Genomic DNA, 21,006 nt, shown 5'->3' with positions numbered 1-21,006 from the left:
TCCGGCCACGGGCGAGTTCGCCGTCTGATCACGCGTGTTCGCCGTTCAATCACGGGTGACGTCCATCGACGCACATCCGCCCCGGCCACGAATTCGCCAACAGCATCGTTAGAACGACCCAAAACACTCACGAGTCCGAGCGGGGCCGCCCGCGTCGTCTGCTCGGTTAGAGTGCAACCGGAGCGAGGGAGGGCGATGACGACGGGAGCGGGCGAGTCCCGGCTGCGTTCGGCCGTTCTCGCGCAGGCGTGGGAAAAGATCCCGGGAGTGGAGGTCCTGTCGTCGGCCGACGGCGGGCCGCTGACCCGGACGATCAAGAAGATCATCGACCCGTTGGTGATCCGCACGGCGGCTCGTCCCCGGCTGGGGCGTCCCCTGCTGGATCCGGCCGCGGCGGCGGAAGTGGCCGAACTGCTGCGGGCCGACGCGCTCCGGCTGGGCGCGACGGCCGCGTGGTTCACGCATCTGAAACGGCAGCGCCGCGCGCTGCGCATCACGGCGGGCAACGTCCAGGACGTGTGCTTCCCGCTGGCGTACGAGCTGGCCACCGGCTTCGGCACGCCAGGTCCCGAGGCACCGGCGATGGCGGTGGCGGCGTTGCGCGACCTGCACGGTGAAGGTGGCGAGGCGGGCGTCGAGAAACTGACCGGCTATCTGGCGGATCCCCGGATCTCGGCGGGCCTGACCGCGGATCTGCACCGCCGCTGGCGTGCGACGTCGGCCGATCCGGTCGCCGGAGAGGGTGCCGAGCTACTCGAAAAGTTCGTCGACAGCCTCAGCGATTCCGCCTGGCGAGCCCTGGCCGACTCGGCGACCGGGCACGAGTTCGGCCTCGCCCTGCGCCGGCCGGGTGGCGCCACCGCCCTCACTCAGACCGTCCGCGCGATCTCCGGCCTGCCCGTCCCGGACCTCGGCCTGCAGCGCGGGGACCGCACCGCCGTCCCGCCGCTGAACCGCCGGGACGAAAACGGTGGCGAACTCCTCGAACGCAGCGTCGAACGGCGGGTGCGCGCAACCCTGCGCCGGCTCCCCGCGGACGATCGGGATCCCGTCGCCGACCTCGTCGACGACGAACTCGGCCGCGTCGCCGCCGGATTCGGGCTCGGCCTGCCCGCGCTGGCCGCCTGCTTTGCACTCGGTGTCGTCCTCGCGCCCGCGCTCCGCCCCCTCGACGGCGCCGCTCCCGCCGGAGTCCCCGAATTCGCGCGGCGGCTGAACGCGCAGGTCGCCCGTGAAGGCTATGTGCTGCATGCCCGCCGGGCGCTGGCAGGCGGCACGCCGCTCACTCCGCAGCCCGACGCCGAACTCCTGCGCGAGCTGCGGGAATTCGCCAAGCAGTTTCTCAGCCGGTTGTGGGTCCGCCTGCACGGTTTCGACGTCCGCGGCGACCTTCCGGCCGACGCCGCCGACGTCCGGGACCTCATCACCGGCGTCGTCCGGTCGACTTCGCTGGATCTGCGGACGAAGGTGCGCCGCGCGCTCGTGGCGCGGCTGCCGGATCTGGAGGCCGTGTCGTGACGCATCCGGTGCACACCCCCGTCGTCGCGGCGGACGGCGGCCTCGTCCGCTTCGCCCTCGCCGACCTGCTCTCCGCTTCGGTCCCGTCGATGCGGATCGAACTCAGCGACGCCGCGGCCGCCGAACCCTGGCTGACCCGGCTCGTGGGCGCGGAAGCCGGTTTGACCGCTCTCGCCGAGGGACACGCGGACGTCCCGGCCCGGCCGGAACTGGCCACGCTCGCACTGCTGCTCTGGATCCGCCGATGGTGGCCCGCAAGCCCGGCGCTCGGCGTTCCTTCGCTCGACCCGGCGCTGCTGGACCTCGAAGCGGCCGTGGCGACGGCCGCGATCGAGGACTTGGCCGAGGGGCTCCTGGACGGTTTCGAAGCCACCCCGGCGGAACTGTTCGACGCAGCGATCGCGGGTGACGCCCTCCTTGCCATGGCGCCGCCGGTCGCCGACGAGGTCCGCGGCCTGTGCACCCGGTTGTCGGCCTGGTTCGACGAGCAGGACGACGTCGCGCGCGCCGAAGCCGCGGCGGATCTGGCCGCGGGCATGGAAACCGCCGCGCCGGGCCAACGCGCGTACGCCTTGGCCGCGGGCGCCGACTCCACCGTGCTGGGCGAGGGTGTCCTGGCGGAAGGTCACGCGAGTGTCGACTGGGCTCGGGTGCCCCCGGGCGTCCTGGACGCCGCCGAAGGCACCGTGACCTGGCGGATCACCACGAGCATGACCGCCGCCCGGCTCGAGATCGACGTCGCGGGAGCGTTCGCCGACGCGGCCCTCACCGCGGTCGCGACCTACGACGGCGAGCCGTTCGCGGAGGTACCCTTGGCGCTGGGTGCGGGCCGGTTCGTCGTGACGGCCGATCTGGACGAGGCCGCGGCCCGTCTCGTGGCGACCCGGTCGCTCCACAGTGGACATATCGGGCTGATCGTGGGGGTGGCCGCCGAGGGCGTCGCCGGGACCACGGCGGAAGACCGGGCCGAGGTGGTCTCGCTGGTGCGGGCGCGCGAAGCGTTGCCGCCGGAGGCGAGGACCTTGGCCGAGCGAGCGGCGGCCGCGTCCGCCGATGAGGAGTTCTGACGTGCTCGTCGGCATGCCGCCGCCCCAGAACCCGCCGGACCGTCCGCTCCCGCCCGAACTGAGCGAAGCCAGCTCGCACGGTTACAACTGTCGTTGCGTCGCACGGCATTTCGGCCTCGACCCGGCCCCGTACGGCGAACTGCCCGCGTGCTCGCTCAGCGAAGCGAAATACCGCCGGCTGCTCGTCGAAGCCGTCCACGTCCAGGACAAGGCCAAGCAACTCGCCGCGGCCCGGAACGTCGCGGGCGCGCACCGGAAGTACGCCCGGATGCGGGAGATCGCGCAGCGGCTCGACCGGACCGACCTCGAAGTCGCCGCCGTCAGCGATCTCGCCCATGTCTGTTACACCGCAGGCGATCTGCGCAACGCGCGGCAGTGCGCCGAAGCCGTGCTCACCATTTTCAAGGTGAGCACGGTCGCCATCGTCCACTTCGGACAGTACGCCGAACTGCGGATGATCGAAGGTTCGTGCGAGGTCGCCGAGCGCGTGCTCATTTCTCTGTCCACGGAGGAAGGTGACCTCCCGAGGGCGCGCGAACTCCTAGCGGGCCAGCGCCGTCGCGCGGCGCTCCGCAAAGAGGCGGGCCCCGAGCAGTTCCCGCGCGAACAGCTCGACCCGCACGGCGCCGACGAACTGGAACTGCGCATCCTCGAGGTCCGTGTCCAGATCGCCGCCGGGGATCCGGCCGGTGCGCGGGCCGCGCTCGAGGACATCCTGGCCGGGTTGGACGGCATCGCCGAAATCGACGAGGTCCACGCCCAGGTGGTCTCCCTGCAGGCGATGGCGCGGGCCGAACGCGCCCGTGTCCGCCAGGCGGGCGGCGAGGACGCCGACGCGCGCGCGGACCTGTTGCGGCTGAGTGCCCGGCATGAAGGCCGTCCGATGGCCGCGAAGGCGGACATCGGGCTGGCGGAGGCCCGGGCGCTGGGCGGCGACTTCCCCGGCGCGATCGCGGCGATCGTCGCCGCCCGAGACGAACTCGCGGCGGCGGGCCTGACCGGCGACGTCGCCGAGGCGAGCCACGCGCTGGGCACCCTGCTGCTGTTCGCGGGCGAGGTCGTGCAGGCCCGGGACCAGTTCGACCACGCCGGGAAACTCTGGACGGCCAACGGCGACACCCCGGGTCTGCGCCGGCTGGACGTGGCGCTGGCCCGTTGCGCCGCGGCGGAGGGCCGCTGGGCCGTGGCCGAGGATCACGTGACCCGGGCGCGGGAATCGGCACAGGCGTCGGGGGAGTGGTCGGACCGCCTGCACACGGACTTCGTGGCGGCCACGATCGGCTACGCCCGCGGCGAAGACCTGCCGTCGGTGCTGGATCTGCTGCTCCCGCTGACGCTGGCCGCGATGGACTACCGGTTCGAGTTCACGTCGCCGCAGGCACGCACGGCCTGGGCGCGAGACGTCGCAGGTCCGGCGACGGCGTTGCTGATGGCGTTGCTGTCCCAGCTGAAGAAACCGAGACTGGCCGCGGAACTGGTCGAACGCACCTGCGCCGTCGGGGCGTACACGGGCGTCGAGGAGCGGTCGCTCGACCTCACCGGCACACTGCCCTCCCTCGACCTGACGCCGTCCACTGAGGACGAACGGCTTCCGTTGGCGGCCTTGGGTTCGGTCACCGCGTCGCTCCCGCTCCGGCTGGCCCCGCCGCCCGCCCTGCGCTGGTCCCCGGCTTCGCCCATGGAGCTGGACCCGTGGCTCCGCCTCGCCGCCGAGCGGTACGCCCTGCCGCGGCCCGCCACCGAAACCGTCGAGACCTGGCCCGCCGCCCAGCCCGGACGCGAGACGTTCCTCCTGCGCTTCGCCGAAGCCGGGCACACCTTTCTCACCTGGCGGACCACCGAAGACCTCGACACCGTCCACCTCCACCCGATCGACGCCGCCCTGGTCGGGACGGCCCGCGAGTACCTGGACGCCGCTTCCCCGACACCACACGAGGGCGAGAGCGTCGCAGACGCCGTCCGGCGTTCCCTGAGCGACGACGCGTTCGGTGGTCACGCCGGTGAACAACGCCTGGCCCGCGTCCTCGGCCTCAACCTCCTGCCCGCCGACCTCGTCGCCCGGCTCCGCGGCGCTGCCGCCGAAGGACGCCGCCCACACCTGCGGATCCAGCCGTCGCCGAGCCTCGCCGGGGTCCCGTGGGGACTCCTGGCCTTGCCCGATCGGCGAGCCGATCACGTGGTCGGCATCGAGGAGATCGGCACCTGCTTCGACGGCGACAACCGCGTCCTCGACGTCGCCGACGTCTCCCTGCTCGCGCCGGCCGGGATCCCGCGCCGCCCGGCGTCGGCCGGCGGTCCGCCCGTCTACCTGCTCGATCCGCGCATCCCCGGCCAGAGCGCGTTCGGTGAGCTGGGTTCCGTACTCGGCAAGCAGGACGTGACGTCCCCGCTGATCCGTCACCTGGACGCGCGGCTGGCCGCCGGCCCGGTCCAGCCGCCCGTCTCGCGTGGGCTCGACCTCGTCCGCCGCACCGACACCGATCGGCGCCTGCTCGCCGAACTGCTGGCGGAGCCGTGTTCGCGACTGGTGTTCGTCGGGCACGTCAGCCGCGTGCAGGACGACCACGGCGCGCAGACCGCGCTGCACCTGTCCTGCTCGGCCGAACTGCCCGGTACGGCGGCGCCGATCGGGGAGCACCGTCCGTTCACCGCCGCCGACCTCGCACTGTCCGAAGTGGACTTCATGCCCGCCAGGGTGGCGTTGATCGGCTGTGCCAGCGCGAGCGATTTCGGGCTGGCCGAACCGTTCGGCGTGCTGCTCGCCGCCGTCGCGGCCGGCGCCGGGCTGGTCGCCGCGACGGTCTGGGCACTGCCGACGTCGGCCGCCGTACCCGGCGCGGACCCGATGGCCGAACTGGTCGTCGCCGTCGACACCGCCCTCGACGGCGACGATCCGGTCACCGAGCTGTGCGCGTGGCAGCGCGCCAAGCTCGCGCTCTGGCGGGAGCAGGCCGAACCGGCCCGTTCACCGGTCTTCTGGGCGGCCCTGACCTGCCTCGACGCCACCGCCGACGGGCAAACCTGGGTTCGGTAGCGGAACGTCCCGCTGAAGCTGTGTGCAGCACGAACGGCACAGCGAAAGGCAGGACCCGATGTTCAAGAAGCTCCGCGACAAGATCAACGACGCGACGCAGCAGGGCATGAACCGTGGCACGCGGGAGTTCCAGCAGCACGCCGAACAGTTCCGAAAGTCCGCCGCCGCGCAGGGCTACGACATCACCCCGCAGCTGCCGACGCCGCAACTGGCCGCGCAGGCGTTCCGGAACCTGAACGCCGACCCGGACATGGCGGCGTTCCTCGCGCTGCCGATGGAGGAGCAGCTGCGCCAGCAGCAGGAACTGCAGGCCTACGGCACCGAGCTGCGGCGGCTCTACGACACCTGCGAGCCGGCCACGCTGGTGATCCGTGCGCTGGAGCCGACCGGCCGGACGATCGCCGGGCAGGCCCAGTACACCGCGACGCTGGAGGTCACCCGCGCCGACGGCACCGCCTACCGGACGGTGACCCCGCTGATCACGCCGCAGGCGACGATCCAGCAGTACGCGCCCGGCACCCGGCACGAGGCCCGCGTCGACCCCGCCGACCCGGCGAAGGTCGCCGTGTTCGGCCCGATCGCGTAGGCGGCGGCCGTGTTCGGCTCATTCGAGTCCGGCCTGCCGGAGGACCCCCGGCAGGCCCGCCGTCCCAGCGCGCGCCTGTGGCTGCTCGGCGTGCCCACGACGCTCGCCTGGGCGGTCGTGGGCTGGTCGGGCGCCCTCGGGCTGCTGGACGGCTTCCGGCTGATGTCGCTGAACCGCGTCGGCTCGTGGGGGGCCGACGCGGGTCCGGCGGTCTCGCTCGTCCTGTTCTTCAGCGTCTCGATCACGGTGGCGTCGTCACTCGGCTTCGCGATGCTGTGGGGCGGCGGAATGTCGTTGCGGGGGATGGGCATCGGCTTCCGGGCGAGCACGCTGGCCGCGTGCCTCGGCGTGGCCATCGGCGGTGCCGTGGCGATTCCCTCGTGGACACCACCGGAATCGGTGGGGCAACGGCTGCCCTTCGGCGACGGCGCGGCCGAGCCCTGGACCGACGTCGACTGGATCGTCTACTACGAGCCGTATCTGCTGCCCGGCGTGGCGGGGGTCGCGGCGCTGGTCATGATCATGGTGCTGGTGCGGGCCTTCGTGACCAAGGCGGAGGCGGACGACCGTGCGCAGGCCTTGGCCCAGACCGGCCGTCAGGTGATCGGGTACGTCTCCGACATCCAGTTCACGAACGTCTGGGTGATGGGGAATCCGCGGTTCACGGTGCACGTCCGGTTCAGCACGGAGTCGGGGGAGCGCACGGTGGTGACGACGATGATCACGCAGCCGCTGCAGGCGCCGTCCCGCGGCTCGACGGTGCGGGTCACCTACGACCCGCGGAATCCGGACGTGGTCCAGGTGGACCCGGATCCCGCAGACCGGGCGGCGGGCGGGCACCTCGGCGCCTACCTGCCCCCGATGTTCTGACCCGACCCCCTAGGCTCGGCCACGGGGCCGACGTGGGCAGGAGTACGAAATGGACGATCAGACGGCGGACGACCGGACGGCGGCGGAGGCATCCACCGCCCAAGCCGTGCGCAAGGCGATGTTCCGGCTGGTCCCGTTCCTCGGGCTGCTCTACCTCCTGAACTATCTCGACCGCGTCAACGTCGGGTTCGCCGCGCTCACCATGAACGCGGACCTCGGCATCAGCGCCGCGGCCTACGGGCTCGGCGCGGGCCTGTTCTTCGTCGGGTACTTCTTCTTCGAGGTGCCCAGCAACGTGATCCTGCACAAGGTCGGCGCCCGGGTCTGGATCGCGCGGATCATGGTCACCTGGGGCATCGTCGCTTCGGCCACCGCGTTCATCCAGGGCGAGGTCAGCTTCTACATCGTCCGGGTCCTGCTCGGCGTGGCCGAGGCGGGCTTCTTCCCCGGCATCATCCTGTATCTCACCTACTGGTTCCCGCGACGGCAGCGAGCCAAGATCGTCGCGCTCTTCTTCCTCGCGGTCCCGCTCTCGTCGGTGCTCGGCAGCCCGGTCTCGGCGCTGCTCATCGAGCACGGCGACGGCCTCCTCGGCTTCGACGCGGGCTGGCGCTTCATGTTCTTCGCCGAGGGACTGCCCTCGATCCTGCTCGGCGTGGCCGTGCTGTTCTTCCTGCCCAACCGGCCGCGGAACGCGAAATGGCTGACCCCGGAGGAACGCACGGCGTTGCAGACGACCATCGACGCGGAGGATGCCAGCGAGGTCGGTCAGGAGGTGAGCACGCGATCGGCACTGACCGATCCGCGAGTCCTCGCGCTCAGCGCCGTCTACTTCGGAATCGTCTTCGGCCTCTATGTGCTCGCGTTCTTCCTCCCGCAGGTGATCAAGGGCTTCCAGCAACAGTTCCAGACCACCTACAGCATCGTGGAGATCGGCCTCATCACGGCGATCCCGTATGCCGTGGCCGCGGTGGCGATGGTGGTGTGGGCACGGCATTCGGACCGCACCGGCGAACGCGCCGGCCACGTCGCCATCGCCGCGTTCGTCGGTGCGGTGGCGATCGCGGCCGCGCTTTACCTGGGCTCACCGCTGCTGGTGATGATCGCGGTGACCATCTGCGCGGTCGGGGTGTTCGCCGCGATCCCGGTGTTCTGGCAACTCCCGAACGCCTTCCTCGTCGGGGTCGGCGCCGCCGCCGGCATCGGCCTGATCAACTCGTTCGGCAACCTCGCGGGTTTCGCCGGCCCCTACCTCGCCGGGTGGCTGCAGGGCCTGACCGGCAGTTTCCGTGCCGGGATGTGGGCCGTCGCCTTCTTCATGGCGATCGCGGGACTCATCGCCCTTTCCTTCCGCCGCAAGGAGAAAGCCGGCCTCAAGTGAGGTGGTCGAACTCGCCGCTCACCCAGCGGATATGCGTTTCGGCGCTGCGGTGCACGACGGCTTGGGCGTCGTGGTTGATGGTGTCGCCGCCGAGGGTGTAGAGCCGGTCGTACGGGAACTCGTCGAGCCGGTCGACGATGCGGCGGACCACCGCCGCGGACATCGGGATGTGCTTGGGGAAGTTGCGCTGGAACGAGACCCAGTCCGGCGCGAGCCCACCGGTGATCGTGTCCCCGGCCAGGACGCTGCCGTCCGGGGTGCGGGCCACGGCGCTGCCGCGCATATGGCCGCCGAGCCGGACGAGGTCGACACCCGGCAGGGGTTCGCTGTGCTCGTCCCAGAACTCGAAGGCCGGGTCGTCGGTGGGCAGCCATTCGCGGTTGCGTTCGTTGACCAGTACCGGGATTCCGCCGAGCGCCCGGCTCCAGCTGAGCTGCGCGCCGAACATATGCGGGTGGCTGGTGGCGATCGCGGCGACGTCACCGAAGCCGCGCACGACGTCGAGCACTTCCGGGTCCAGCCACGACGGCGGGTCCCACAGCAGGGTGCCGGCCGGGGTCACCGCGATGAAGGACCAATGCCCGATGGCGAAATGCGGTTCCCGTTTCACGCTGTGCAGTCCGCGCCCGTGGTCGCGGTGCAAGGTCTTGTGCGGCGCCGCGATCAACTCGTCGTGAGTCCACCAGCGTCCGGTGTGCGCGCCGAGGTCACCGGCCTCTTCCATGCTGACGTCGCCACGGTCCAGGACGCACCTAGGCGGCTCTGGAGTGGCGGGATGTTCGATACCGCACCTGTCGCAAATCCACATGATCGACAGCGTGCAACCTCCAGTGCACTGGAGGTCAAGCAGCCTGCCCCCGGGTCGGGATCCGGGGGCAGGCAGTGATGCGGGACAGGCAGTGCTCAGCTGACGGTCGTCTTGCCGAGGACGGTGTCCTGGTCCGGCGGGTCGAGCGCGAGCTGGACGTCGAACTCGCCGAGCGAACTGTCGGTCACCACATGCGTGGTCGCCGCGCCGTCCACGCTGCTGGTCGCGTCACCGGCGGGCGTGCCCGTCGGGATGGTGAACTCGACCGTGCCCTCCGCGGTGAACTTCAGCGGCCCTTCGGCGGGCACCGCGGTGTCGGGGATGGGCAGTTCGACGGGGATGGAGACCGACTGGCCACCGGTGAGCGCGACGTTCACCTTCGAGGAGATCGTGCCGGAGATCTTCGTGGCGCCGACCAGCCGCAGACCGTCGCCCGCGGCCTGACCCGCGTCGACGTCGAGGGTGAACGGAACCGAAAGAGGCGTTCCGGCCTGGGCGGTCGCCGGGATTTCGGCCTTGACGACCACGGCCACCTGCTGGTCGCCGATGAGGGGAAAGCCGCCCTTGTACGTGAGGTTCTTTTCCGCGGCGGCGGCGGTTCCGGCGGCGGAAAGCAGCATCGTGCCGGCGACCGCGGCGGCGATCCCGGCCGTGCGGAACCGGCGAATGCCCTTCCGCACGAGGGTTTCCGTCATGTCAGGTCCTTTCATCGTTGAACAGGCCAACGGAACCGAACATAGGTGGAAACTCACCAACGAGAAAGGAAAAGATCTCTTCCCTTTTCTTTACCCGATGATCTTGTCACGCCTATGCGGAAAAACGCGATCGGGAATTGTCATTCGAAGGCGGAAAGGGGAAATTCCGAGGGGTGACCTGTCATCCCGGTGACAGTCGCGTGCCTCACGCTCCGGTCGAGGGAACCGCGCCGGACGGCTAGGGTCTGATCGTGAGCCGACGACCCGACCCGTGGCACCTCCGCACCCGCAGGTTCCTGCGCGCGACGGATCAGCGTGGCGAATTCGTGCACGCGGCGCGGTTCCTCCGGCGGCTCGTCCCCGGCGACAGTGCTCCCGGCGACCCGCTCGCGCCGTCGACGGGCCGCTCGTCCGACAGGCTCGCCCGGCTGCTCGGCGAGGCGGGGGCCGATCGCCCCAGCGCCAGCCGTGAGCTGGGGCTGGCCGCCGTACAGGCCTGGCAGTCCGTCACGCGGTCGAAGGCGGAGCCGGACTACTCGAACGGGATCACCGTCCTGTTCACCGACCTCGTCGGCTTCTCGACCTGGGCCCTGCACGCCGGGGACGACCGCGTGCTGGAACTGCTGCGCGCCGTCGCCGACGTCACCGAGTCGATCGTCACCGGGCACCGCGGCACCGTGGTCAAAGGACTCGGTGACGGCGTGATGGCCGTGTTCGCCGACCCGGGGGAGGCGGTGAACGCCGCCTACGAGACGTGCTCGGCGGTATCGGTGATCAAGGCCGACGGCTACCTGCCCCATCTGCGCGCGGGCCTGCACCGGGGGACCCCGCAGCGCGTCGGGAACGACTACTTCGGCGTCGACGTCAACATCGCGGCCCGGATCATGGCCGCCGCGGACGGCGACGAGGTACTGGCGAGCGGGAGCGTCGTCGAAGAACTGGACCCGGACGCGGTGAACGTGCGGCCGCGCCGCAGCTTCCGCGCCAAGGGGACGCCGAAGGACCTCCGCGTCTACCGGGTCGTCCCGCGGTACTCGTCCCAGGCCTGACGCTTCTGAATGCGCGTGAGGGCCACCTTCAGGGACTCAGAGTCCCTCTTGAAGGTGGCCCTCACGCGCTCAACTAGGACTTCGCGGGCATCTCCGAGGGCTGCGAGTCGAGACCGGCCCGCGGCTTCGACCAGCCGCCACGGGTGAAGTCCGGCACCGCGACCGGCTTTCCGCCGCGGGCAAGGGAAGTCACGCTCAGCGGCACGGGGGAGCACCACGTCGCGGAGTCGTAGACGTCGATGTCCGGGACGAGCCCGGCGCGCATCTGTTGCACGATCCGCCACTGCAGTACGTAGTCCATGCCGCCGTGGCCGCCCAGGTTCGGGTCGTCTTTGAGCTTCGTCCACAGCCAGTGGTCGTGGCGGTCGCGGTACGGGCCGAACGGCTTCCACGCGTGGCCGCTGTGGTCCGGCTCGACGTAGATCCGCGCGGGGTAGTCCTCCACGATGCCGCGGCTGCCCGCGAGACTGTTGATCCGGCTGTACGGCCGCGGCGAGCTGACGTCGTGCTCGGCGCGGATGATCCGCCCCTGCGAGGTCTCGATCAGGCAGCTGACCAGGTCGCCGTTGATGTAGTTCTCTTTCCACGACGGATGCCCGGCCGGCATGTGCCGCTCGCGGTAGTCCGCCAGGCCCTTCGGCTCGGTCGCGGTGGCGCGCAGCGTGGCGAACCGGTCGCCGCGGTTGACGTCCATACAGGCCGCGATCGGGGCGAGACCGTGCATTGGGTAGAAACTCGCGGTGCTGCGTGTGTGCCACTTCCGGCGCCAGGCGTCGGTGTAGTACGTGTCGGAGAAGAGCAGTTCCCGCAGGTCGTGCAGGTAGCCGCCGTGCCCGTTGGTGACCTCGCCGAAGACGCCTTCGTGCGCCATCTTGAGGATGGCCAGCTCGTTGCGGCCATAGCTGCAGTTCTCGGCCAGGAACAGGTGCTTGCGGGTGGTCTCGCTGGTGTTGACGAGGTCCCACAGCTCGTTGAGCTCGGTGGCGATGGGTAGTTCGATGCCGACGTGCTTGCCGGACTGCAGCGCGGCCTTGCCCTGCGGGTAGTGGAACTCCCACGGCGTCGCGATGTAGACCAGGTCGATGTCGGTGCGGGAGAGCATCTTCTTGTACGCGTCGTCGGATCCGCCGTACTCCGCGGGCCGTGGGCGTCCGTCGGCGGCGAGCTTGTCCGCGGCGGCCTTCGCGCGCTCGGCGCGGATGTCGCAGACGGCGGTGACCACCGCGCCGGGCACGGCGCTCCACCCGCCGATCATGGACATACCACGGTTTCCGAGCCCGATGAGTCCGATGCGGACGGTCGCGTGCCGCTCGAACGGCACCCCGATCATCGTGCGCTGACCGGGACGGCGAGGTGCGCTGTCCGCTTCGGTGGTCTCTTCCGCGCCGGCGCTCACCGGGATGGCGGCGAGCGCCCCGGCGGCGAGGGCGCCACCGAACAGAGTCCGCCGGGAGACGTGGGGCAGGTCGGCCATGAAGAACACTCCTTCGTGTCGCCTTCAGTGCCCAGACTCTGACTATTAGCCATCAGATATGTCAAGAGATGCGTCAAAGTAAGCAGTAAACTGCACAAACTTGCAGAAACGATGTGCGATACCGGACGTTTCGCGCAACCCGGGTGCGCACGCGCACCCGGGTCGCGCCAGGGGGTCGGCGCCGGGTTTCAGCGCCGGATCAGCACCTGATCGAGCGTTTTGCGCACCAGGTTCGGCACCACGCAGTCGTCCGCCGGATAGCCGACCGGGATGACGGCGAACGCCTTCTCGTTGTGCGGCCGCTCGAGCAGTTCGCCGAGGAACCGCATCGGCGACGGCGTATGCGTCAGCGCGGCCAGCCCGGACAGATGCAACGCCGTGAGCAGCATGCCGACCGCGATCCCCACGGACTCGTCGACGTAGTAGTGCTTGTGCTTGGTGCCGTCCTCCTCGACGAAGAACCGCTGCTGGAACACCACGATCAAGTAGGGCGCGTCGGTGAGGTGGGTTTTGATCGAGTCGGTGCCCAGCGGTCGCAGCGCGGAAAGCCACTCCTCGCCCAGCCGGCCGTCGTAGGAGACGCGCTCCTCTTCTTCGGCGGCCTCGCGGATGCGCTGTTTGGTCTCGTCGTCGCCGATGAGCACGAACGTCCACGGCTGCTGATGCGCGCCGCTGGGTGCGGTGGCGGCCACCGCGACGGCGTCGAGCAGCACCTGCTCGGGTACCGGATCGGTGGAGAACATCCGCACGGTGCGGCGGGTGTCCATGCGGCGGCGCAGATCGGCGGCGGTGGCCAGCGATTCTTCCGCCGACAGGCGAGCGGGCCGGTAGGGCACCGGTTCGAAGGGGTCGCCGTAGGTCGGGGTCCACTGTGCTGCGGTCATGATCCGATTGTGGTGGGAGCCGGGGTTTTCGGGAACCCCGCGGCTGACGTTATGGCCTTCGGGTTATACCGCCGTCTGTCCCCAGTGGACGGACGCCACTCGGGCTATTCTCGGGCGTCAGGGGGTACCTAGCGGTCGCCGTAGTCCAGAGATAGGTACCCCGCGAGACCTCTGCGCGACTTTCGTCGGTGTCCGATTTCTCCGGCGGAGTCCCAGAATCAGCGCCACCCCCGTCCTCGCGGCCACACCCCCGGCCGCAGATAAGGAGCCGGAACCATGCGACTGCGTTCCTTCGCCCTGATCGCGGGCACCGCCTTGATGGCGTTGCTCGGTTCGACCGCCCCCGTGGCCGCGGCCCAAGAACAGGCCGATGTCTCGGCACCGTCCGATGTCTCGCCGATGATCATCGGTGGCCAGAACGCGCAGAGCGGCCCTTGGGCGGCTCGGCTGTTCGCCAACGGCCGCCAGACCTGTACCTCCACGATCATCGCGCCGCAGTACATCCTGACCGCGAAGCACTGCGTGGCAGGCGGCGGCACGCTCACCTTCCGCATCGGCAGCCTCGACCAGACCACCGGCGGCGTCATGGCCACCGGCTCCACCGTCACCCGCCATGCCAGCGCGGACCTCGCGATCGTGCGGCTGACGGCGCCCGTCAACGCCACCTTCTCGCCGCTCGGCACCACGAGCAACGTCGCCGTCGGGCAGACCGTGCAGGTCTACGGCTGGGGCGCGACCAGCCGGTGCGGCTCGGAGATCAACTGCCAGTCGCGCTACCTGAAGGTCGCCAACGTCCGCGTCACCTCGGTCGCCTGCCGTGACTACAACGGTGGCGTCGCGGTGTGCGCGAGCCGGGTCGACGGCATCACCGCAGGTGGCGACTCGGGCGGGCCGATGTTCGCTTCGGGCAGTCAGGTCGGCGTCGCGTCGACCAGTGACCGGCAGAGCACGACGGCGTACACGAACATCACCCGGTACCGGCCCTGGATCCAGCAGGTGGCCGGCGTCTGATCGTCGATAACGATCCGGCCCTGCGGAGGATCCTCCGCAGGGCCGGCGTGTACATACTGTGCACCCGACCGGCCACTCTGCGAGAGGTTGCGACTGTGGCGACGAGTGCACAGGTGCGGCGAGGCGCGTTATCGCCGGTGGTGCAGGCGCGGCTGGCACTGTGGGCGTTCCTGGTCGTCAACGTGGCGATCCTCGAGATCTTGTTCTTCACCTCGGGTACCGGCAAGAACGACATCCTCACGGTCGCCAAGTTCTTCGGCCTGCACGCCGCCCTGCTCCTGATCTGCCAGTTGCTGCTGGTGGCCAGGCTGCCGTGGCTCGACCGGCGGATCGGCATGGACCGGCTGACGGTGTGGCACCGGTGGATCGGGTTCACGATGTTCTGGACCGTGCTCACCCACGCGACGATCGTCGTGCTCGGCTACGCGACACTGGACGACGTCTCGATGGCCAAGACCTTCCTCGCGTTGGCCGGTGTCCCGGCTTCGCTGCTGGGCATGCTCGCCGCCGCCATCGTCGTGCTGATCGCGGCCGTTTCGATCCGGTACGTGCGGCGCAAGCTGCGGTACGAGGTCTGGCACGGGCTGCACATGCTGTTGTACGTGGCCCTGTCGTCGGCGTTCGTCCACCAGTTGCTGGAGACGACGACGTTCAAGTCGTCCACGTTCGCGACGATCTACTGGTGGGCGCTGTGGTCGCTGGCTTTCGGCTCCCTTCTCGCCGGGCGGATCGTCATGCCGGTCTGGCGCAACGCCTACCACCGGTTCCGGGTGGCGGCGGTCGTGCCGGAGGCGCACAACGTCGTCTCGGTGCACGTCACCGGCCGTCACTTGGAGAAACTTCCCGCTCGGGCCGGCCAGTTCTCGATCTGGCGGTTCCCCGGCCACCGGCACTGGTGGCTGGCCAACCCGTTCTCGTTGTCGGCGGCGCCCAACGGCCGGTCGTTGCGCCTGACCGCCAAGGCGGTGGGCAGCGGCAGTGCCGGTCTGCGGCACCTGAAGCCCGGGACCCGAGTGTTCATGGAAGGCCCGTACGGCTCGTTCACCGCACGGCACCGGACACGGCACGGCATCCTGCTGATCGCGGGCGGTGTCGGCGTCACCCCGATCCGCGCCTTGCTGGAGGAGGACCCGACCGGCAACGTCGTCGTGCTCTACCGGGTGCGCGACGAGAGCGAAGCCGTGCTCCTGCGGGAGCTCCGGCACCTGGTCGGGGTCCGTCGTGGACGGTTGCACCTGCTCACCGGCCGGACCGGGCAAGGCGCGCGGCCGTTCGAACCGGACGCCCTGCGCTACCTGGTCCCCGACATCGCCGAGCGCGACGTCTACGTCTGCGGTCCGCCCGCGATGACGGCCGCCGTGGAGAAGGCTCTGAGGGCGCTGGGCGTACCGAGAAGTCAGGTGCACGCCGAGAAGTTCAGCCTGGCCTGATCTCCTGCCATAGGAATTCCCTATGGCGCCTGCTGACATTTCGTCTTTGCTTCTCGTTCTTTTCCGGACGTATCGTGAAATAGCTCGATGAGGTGCCATTCCGTGTACCTCGATCCCTTTTCTGTCGAGCGGACAATACGTATTCGAAAGGACCGGTGGCATGACCACGATCGAAAACGGATCGGGAACGCGAGAACTCGCGGGAAAGCGGGCCCTGGTCACGGGTGGTTCTCGTGGAATCGGGGCAGCTGTCGTGCGTCAGCTCCTGGACGCGGGCGCCGAGGTGCTCACGACCGCCAGGTCGGCGACGAGCACGGTGCCGGCGGGGGCCACCTTCGTGGAGGCCGACGTACGGACAAAGGCCGGTGCGGAGGCGCTCGCCGCAGCCGCGCGGGAGGTGCTCGGCGGGGTGGACGTCCTGGTCCACAACGCCGGTGGGGCACAACCGTTCGACGGCACCTCGGCCATCCCCGACGAGGTATGGCAGGACGCGCTGGACCTGAACTTCCTGGCGTCGGTGCGGCTGGATTCGCTGCTGGTACCGGGGATGCGGGAACGGCGTTCGGGGATGATCGTGCACGTTTCCTCGGCCGCGGTCCTCACCCCGGTGGCGCCATTCCTGCATTACGTGGCGGCGAAGGCGGCACTGGAGACCTACAGCCGGGGACTGGCCTTGGAGCAGGCCCCGTTCGGAATCCGGGTCAACACCGTGACTCCCGGCCGAGTCGCCACCCCAGGCGGCGAAGCGACGCGGGAGCAGTGGGCGCGCCTGAACCCGGTGGAGGGCCAAGGCGACGTCCCCGCCGTGCCGCTGGGGCGCGATGGCCGGCCCGAGGACATCGCTGACGCGGTGCTGTTCCTCGTGTCCGGGCGGGCGAGCTGGCTGACCGGGAGCAATCTCGTCGTGGACGGTGGCGAATTCCCCCGGGGATGAGCCGCTCCGGTCGTCAGGAAACCGATGAGAAAGACGGAGATTTCGACCAGGTTTCCTGATGCAGGAGTTCGAGCAGGGCCGTCTCCGCCGGGCCCGCGTCGTGCCGCACCACGGCGATGACGGGCTGGGACACGGCCGGGAACACCGGGCGGGCGAGGTGCTCTTGATCGCGGGGTACCGCGGAGGCGGGGACGAGCGTCGCGCCCAGCCCGTGGGCGGCCCAGCGCACGGCCGTCGCCGTCTGTGAGACGCGGGCGACCGTGGTCGGAGTCAGCCCGTTGTCCCGCAACACGGCCAGCAGCACCCCGTCGAGCGCGCTGTCGTGGTCGAACCTCACCCACGGTTCGCCCTCCAGATCGCGCAGTTCGACCCGGTCCGCGGCGAGCAGCCGGTGTCCGGCGCCCAGCACCACGACGAATTCCTCGTCGCCGAGGTGGTGGGCGTCGGCGGGGCTCTGGTCGCACTTCGCCATCAGGGCGAGGTCCACCACGCCCCGGCGGCCCAGTCGCTCCATCTCGGCAGAGCTCGGCTCCTCGAAGACGGTGACCTCCAGCCGCGGGAAGCGGCGCCGCAGCGCGCCGAGCGCGCCCGGCAGCTGCCACGTGCCGAAACCCATCTGCACCACGACCACCAGTTCGCCCACCAGATCATCGGCACCGGCCCGTGCCGTCGCCCTCGCGCGCCGCGACGCGCTCACCGCGACCTCCGCCTCCCGCAGGAACGCGCGTCCGACCACGGTGGGCACCAGTCCGGTCGGCGTGCGGGCGAACAGTTTCACGCCGAGTTCCCGCTCCAGGCCGCGGATCTGCTGGGACACCGACGGTTGAGCGACGTGCAGCAGCTCTGCCGCCGCGGTCACCGAGCCGTGCTCGGCGACGGCCAGGGCGTACTCGTACTGACGAAGACTCATCGGTTCCCGTCCCGTTCCGTTGTCATCGATGTCACAGGTAGTGAGCGCAGCGGCCAGGGGTAGTATTCCTGGCACTGGAAGTAAAAACGTGAGCTCCATGCCGGAGCACACGCGCACACGCGGTATCGGACGATCCGCCACTTCTTCACTTCGAAGGAGTGCGCAGTGCCTGTCCGCCGTCAGGGAGCTGTCGAGAATGCCGACGCCCCGCCCCGTTCTCTCCGCGAAGCCAGAGTCGCCCTCGCTGGGCTGTCAGCGGTGTTCCTGTTCGAAATGCTCGACAACTCGATCCTCAGCGTCGCCTTGCCGACCATCGGCCGCGAGCTGTCGGCATCGACGACCGGGCTGCAGTGGGTCACCGGCGGGTATGCCGTCGTGTTCGGTGGGCTGATGCTGGCCTTCGGCGCGCTGGCCGACCGGGTCGGCCGCCGCAAGATCATGCTGGCCGGGCTGGTGCTGCTGGGGGTGGCGAGTCTGGCGACCGCGTTCGTCACCACGGCCGAGCAGCTCATCGCGGTGCGCGCGGCGATGGGCGTCGCGGCCGCGATGACGACACCAGGCTCCCTCGCCTTGGCGTTCCGCCTGTTCGACGACGACGGACTCCGGGTCCGTGCGACGACGCTGATCTCGACCGTGGGCCTGGTCGGACTCGCGATCGGGCCCACAGCGGGTGGTTTCGCGCTCGCGTTCGCTCCGTGGCAGGTGCTGCTGCTGGTGAACGTGCCTGTCGCCGCACTCGCGTTCCTCGGTATTCGACGCGGCATCCCCGCCGACAAGGCGGACGAACGGCACCGCGACCCGATCGATGTCACGGGTGCCCTGCTCGGCACGGCCACGATCGTGCTCGCGCTGGTCACGCCGACGCTGTTCGTCGACATGGGTGCCGCATCGCCTCTCCCGTGGCTGACGGCGGCTGCGACCCTGGTGATGGCCGTGCTGTTCGTCCTCCGCGAGCGTTCTGCCCGCCATCCGCTGCTCGACCTCAAGCTCGTCGCTCAGCCACTCGTGTCGAGCGGCCTGGCGTTCAAGGCCGCCGCGGGCCTCGCGGTCGCAGGCCTCGGCTACCTCGTGACCCTGCAGCTCCAGCTCGATTGGGGCTGGACACCCGCACAGGCGGCCATGGGAATGCTGCCGCAGGTCGCCGTGCTCATCGCCGGCGGTGCTCTCATCGGCCCGCTGGTCAAGCGCGTCGGTCTCGACAAGGCCGCCTGGCTCAGCGCCGGAGCTGTCGTATGTGGACTCGCCGTTTATGGACTGCTGGGCCGTTTCGGGTACGAGTGGGTCGCCCTCGCACTCATTCTCGTCGCCGCCGGTATGCGTGTCGTCGGTGTCGTCGCCGGGACCAACGTGATGCGCGGCCTCCCGGCCGACCGCACCACCATCGGAGCGGCGCTGGTGGACACCGCCGGCGAAGTCACCACCGGAATCGGCATCGCTGTCAGCGGGACCATCATCGCGGCGCTCTTCACCGGCGACATCGCCACTTCCGGCTGGAGCGCTCACCAGACCACGGAATTCCGCGGGGCTCTCACCTGGGCCGGTCTCGCGCTCACCGGGCTGGCCGCGGCACTGGTGGGATGGGGGATCGGCCGTGCTCGTCGCGTCTCTTCGTGATGCTCCGCAACAAAACCCACTACAAGAGAGCCGACGTTCCCGCCTAGCATCACCAGCGTGATCAAGGACCAGCCAGGCGAGATCCAGCCGGGAGACATCTACGAGGACTGCTCGTTCCACCCCGTGCTCTGCACCTACATCGACGACGGCGACGAGATCGGCGGCATTTCTCTCGTCGACGCGAGCGCCCCTCGGGCCTGCTCACTCAGCGGCTGCGCCGTCATCAAACTATCCATCGATGACGTGCTCGCAGTGCAAGCCGACTGGCCCACCTACCTAGCCCGCCGCAAAGCTGAGTTCGAAGCCGAAAATCCTCCGTCAGCTTGACAACAACCATAGGGACACCCCGCCCACGACTACGCCACCTTTGCCCGTCCCCTCAAAAGGGAACCGTCATTACCACTCACGACCACCCAGGCGTTCTGGCTGTGGGCATGGTGAGGAGCCCGTCGCCGGTGTGGCTGGCGGGCTCCTCGGGTCAGACGAGGGTGGGGTGCAGTGTGTTGCGCCTCGGCTGTCGTAGCGGGTCCAGATACTGCGGCGGAATGAACTCCGGTAGCCCGTCGGCAGCCATGCGGACTTCCCAGTCGCCGTGGTGGATCAGGCGGTGGTGGAATGAGCAGAGCAGGCACAGGTTGCGGAGGTCGGTCAAGCCGCCGTCTGCCCAGTGATGAATATGGTGAGCGTGACAGCGCTTCGGCCTCCGCTGACAGCCGGGGAAGGAGCATCCCCGATCGCGGGCGTTCAAGGCCCTCCGCTGACCCGGGGTGACGAACCGCTTGATCCGCCCCACATCCAAAGGCTCTCCGGCGGCACTCATCACGATGGGAAGCATCAGGCAGTCGCAGGCGGCCATCCGCGCCTCGCGGGCCGTCATCTGACCCACGAAATCCACACTCGCGGTCCCGAGCCCGGTCTTCAGTTCCTCGAAGCCGACGAGGACGTGCACCATCGTCCGATACCCGCAGGTTCCGGGCTGATCAGGACTCGCGATCGCCAGATCCAGTAGATCCACCCACGCGTCCCCCTGACGCTCCCACACCGTCCGCAGGTCCGCCTGGCCGAACTCGTCGACCGGGCGAGGTTTCGCGTAGGCCTCGATCGCCGCCGCGGTGCGGGCACCTGCTTCGTCATCCAACAGGCCGGTGAGCTTCCAGAACCCGTCTTTACGCCGGTGCAACCGCAACTCGCGACTCGGCTGGACGGGTTCGGGATCCTTGGGTTCGGTGCCGTCCGGGTCCAGCCAGGCCATCAAGCCTGCTTCGGCGGCCGCGATCTGCCCAGGACCCCCATCACGAGCCAGATCAGCGAGAATCTTCTCCGCGGCCTCACGATTCTCCACCGACACATGACCGGGGATCCTCTTCAACACCGCCACGATCTGATCGATGTGCTGCTCCCCGACCGCACCTTCGGCTGCAGCCACGGCGGTGGCGGGTGCGAGCGGCGGCACTTCGGTGCCGTCCAGGGCGCGGGTCGGGTTCAGCGCCACCGCACGATCCACAACCTTCTTCGCATCGGCAGGAGCGATCCGCGCGACATCAGCCAGCCACATCTTCGTATTCGCATACCCGTACAAGTCTTTCGCGCCACGAGATTCGATCTCCGCAAGATAGATGCCCAACACAGCGGACGCGGCGCGGATCAGCGTCAACGTCTCAGTGACCCCGTGGGCGAGCTCCAGTTTCCCGGCACGCCACAACTCCTGCGGCGGCTGAGGAAGAACGGGAGTCTCGGACAC

18 protein-coding genes are annotated in these 21,006 nt (G+C 69.7%); 12 read left to right on the top strand and 6 right to left on the bottom strand.

All coding sequences use genetic code 11. The annotated features are described in order from the left end of the window. The first annotated feature begins 195 nt into the window (after nucleotides 1-195). Genes ACLJRL_RS17255 through ACLJRL_RS17230 form a run of 6 tightly spaced genes read left to right on the top strand, consistent with a single transcriptional unit; the run spans nucleotide 196 to nucleotide 8,456 of the window. Nucleotides 196-1,518, top strand: a complete 1,323-nt coding sequence (locus ACLJRL_RS17255; RefSeq protein ID WP_410657194.1) for a hypothetical protein — start codon at nucleotides 196-198, stop codon at nucleotides 1,516-1,518. After that, on the top strand, nucleotides 1,515-2,585 hold the full coding sequence (locus ACLJRL_RS17250; protein WP_410657193.1) for a hypothetical protein: 1,071 nt from the start codon (nucleotides 1,515-1,517) through the stop codon (nucleotides 2,583-2,585). Before ACLJRL_RS17255 ends, ACLJRL_RS17250 begins: the two co-directional genes overlap by 4 nt. Then, nucleotides 2,572-5,619 (top strand): hypothetical protein, encoded by a 3,048-nt coding sequence (locus ACLJRL_RS17245; protein WP_410657192.1) that lies wholly within the window; start codon nucleotides 2,572-2,574, stop codon nucleotides 5,617-5,619. The genes ACLJRL_RS17250 and ACLJRL_RS17245 overlap by 14 nt, the downstream gene beginning before the upstream one ends. Before the next feature lie 58 nt (nucleotides 5,620-5,677). Further along, entirely contained in the window at nucleotides 5,678-6,205 is a 528-nt protein-coding gene (locus ACLJRL_RS17240) for a hypothetical protein (RefSeq protein WP_410657191.1), read from the top strand. 9 nt (nucleotides 6,206-6,214) lie between these two features. Further along, nucleotides 6,215-7,075: a DUF3592 domain-containing protein gene (locus ACLJRL_RS17235; protein ID WP_410657190.1), complete on the top strand. Its 861-nt coding sequence runs from the start codon at nucleotides 6,215-6,217 to the stop codon at nucleotides 7,073-7,075. Between the two features lie 49 nt (nucleotides 7,076-7,124). Continuing rightward, nucleotides 7,125-8,456: an MFS transporter gene (locus tag ACLJRL_RS17230; RefSeq protein ID WP_410657189.1), complete on the top strand. Its 1,332-nt coding sequence runs from the start codon at nucleotides 7,125-7,127 to the stop codon at nucleotides 8,454-8,456. On the opposite strand, the gene ACLJRL_RS17225 is transcribed toward ACLJRL_RS17230, so the two are convergent. Next, nucleotides 8,449-9,180 (bottom strand): hydrolase, encoded by a 732-nt coding sequence (locus ACLJRL_RS17225; RefSeq protein ID WP_410657188.1) that lies wholly within the window; start codon nucleotides 9,178-9,180, stop codon nucleotides 8,449-8,451. The two genes, ACLJRL_RS17230 and ACLJRL_RS17225, sit on opposite strands and share 8 nt — an antisense overlap. Nucleotides 9,181-9,359: 179 nt before the next feature. Beyond that, nucleotides 9,360-9,959 (bottom strand): DUF6801 domain-containing protein, encoded by a 600-nt coding sequence (locus ACLJRL_RS17220; RefSeq protein WP_410657187.1) that lies wholly within the window; start codon nucleotides 9,957-9,959, stop codon nucleotides 9,360-9,362. A gap of 245 nt (nucleotides 9,960-10,204) precedes the next feature. Here ACLJRL_RS17220 and ACLJRL_RS17215 point away from each other — a divergent pair, with 245 nt between their 5' ends. Next, a complete protein-coding gene (locus ACLJRL_RS17215; protein WP_410657441.1) occupies nucleotides 10,205-11,008 on the top strand; it encodes an adenylate/guanylate cyclase domain-containing protein in 804 nt (267 codons plus the stop codon). Between the two features lie 73 nt (nucleotides 11,009-11,081). On the opposite strand, the gene ACLJRL_RS17210 is transcribed toward ACLJRL_RS17215, so the two are convergent. Both ACLJRL_RS17210 and ACLJRL_RS17205 read right to left on the bottom strand, forming a co-directional pair. After that, the gene (locus ACLJRL_RS17210; RefSeq protein ID WP_410657186.1) at nucleotides 11,082-12,482 is read right to left on the bottom strand and encodes a Gfo/Idh/MocA family protein; all 1,401 of its coding nucleotides are present in this window, start codon (nucleotides 12,480-12,482) and stop codon (nucleotides 11,082-11,084) included. A 188-nt stretch (nucleotides 12,483-12,670) separates the two neighbouring features. Beyond that, complete coding sequence (locus ACLJRL_RS17205) at nucleotides 12,671-13,366, bottom strand: nitroreductase family protein (RefSeq protein ID WP_410657185.1); 696 nt, start codon at nucleotides 13,364-13,366, stop codon at nucleotides 12,671-12,673. Nucleotides 13,367-13,642: 276 nt separating this feature from the next. Here ACLJRL_RS17205 and ACLJRL_RS17200 point away from each other — a divergent pair, with 276 nt between their 5' ends. From ACLJRL_RS17200 to ACLJRL_RS17190, 3 genes are all read left to right on the top strand, one after another. Next, nucleotides 13,643-14,377 (top strand): S1 family peptidase, encoded by a 735-nt coding sequence (locus ACLJRL_RS17200; RefSeq protein WP_410657184.1) that lies wholly within the window; start codon nucleotides 13,643-13,645, stop codon nucleotides 14,375-14,377. A gap of 95 nt (nucleotides 14,378-14,472) precedes the next feature. After that, nucleotides 14,473-15,807, top strand: a complete 1,335-nt coding sequence (locus ACLJRL_RS17195; RefSeq protein WP_410657183.1) for a ferric reductase-like transmembrane domain-containing protein — start codon at nucleotides 14,473-14,475, stop codon at nucleotides 15,805-15,807. 160 nt (nucleotides 15,808-15,967) lie between these two features. Next, entirely contained in the window at nucleotides 15,968-16,741 is a 774-nt protein-coding gene (locus tag ACLJRL_RS17190) for an SDR family oxidoreductase (protein WP_410657182.1), read from the top strand. 13 nt (nucleotides 16,742-16,754) lie between these two features. Here the strand turns inward: ACLJRL_RS17190 and ACLJRL_RS17185 are convergent, their stop codons facing one another. Beyond that, nucleotides 16,755-17,651: a LysR family transcriptional regulator gene (locus ACLJRL_RS17185; RefSeq protein WP_410657181.1), complete on the bottom strand. Its 897-nt coding sequence runs from the start codon at nucleotides 17,649-17,651 to the stop codon at nucleotides 16,755-16,757. A 258-nt stretch (nucleotides 17,652-17,909) separates the two neighbouring features. Between ACLJRL_RS17185 and ACLJRL_RS17180 the strand changes: the two genes are divergently transcribed. After that, the gene (locus ACLJRL_RS17180; RefSeq protein WP_410657180.1) at nucleotides 17,910-19,265 is read left to right on the top strand and encodes an MFS transporter; all 1,356 of its coding nucleotides are present in this window, start codon (nucleotides 17,910-17,912) and stop codon (nucleotides 19,263-19,265) included. A 57-nt stretch (nucleotides 19,266-19,322) separates the two neighbouring features. Continuing rightward, nucleotides 19,323-19,592 (top strand): hypothetical protein, encoded by a 270-nt coding sequence (locus tag ACLJRL_RS17175; RefSeq protein WP_410657179.1) that lies wholly within the window; start codon nucleotides 19,323-19,325, stop codon nucleotides 19,590-19,592. A gap of 151 nt (nucleotides 19,593-19,743) precedes the next feature. Here ACLJRL_RS17175 and ACLJRL_RS17170 read toward each other — a convergent pair whose 3' ends face one another. Next, nucleotides 19,744-21,006, bottom strand: a complete 1,263-nt coding sequence (locus ACLJRL_RS17170) for a DUF222 domain-containing protein (RefSeq protein WP_410657440.1) — start codon at nucleotides 21,004-21,006, stop codon at nucleotides 19,744-19,746.

This window comes from Amycolatopsis sp. lyj-112, assembly GCF_046549055.1.
Classification (GTDB): Bacteria; Actinomycetota; Actinomycetes; order Mycobacteriales; family Pseudonocardiaceae; genus Amycolatopsis.
The sequence above is the reverse complement of the archived record's forward strand: the minus strand, read 5'-3'. Positions and strand labels throughout refer to the sequence as shown.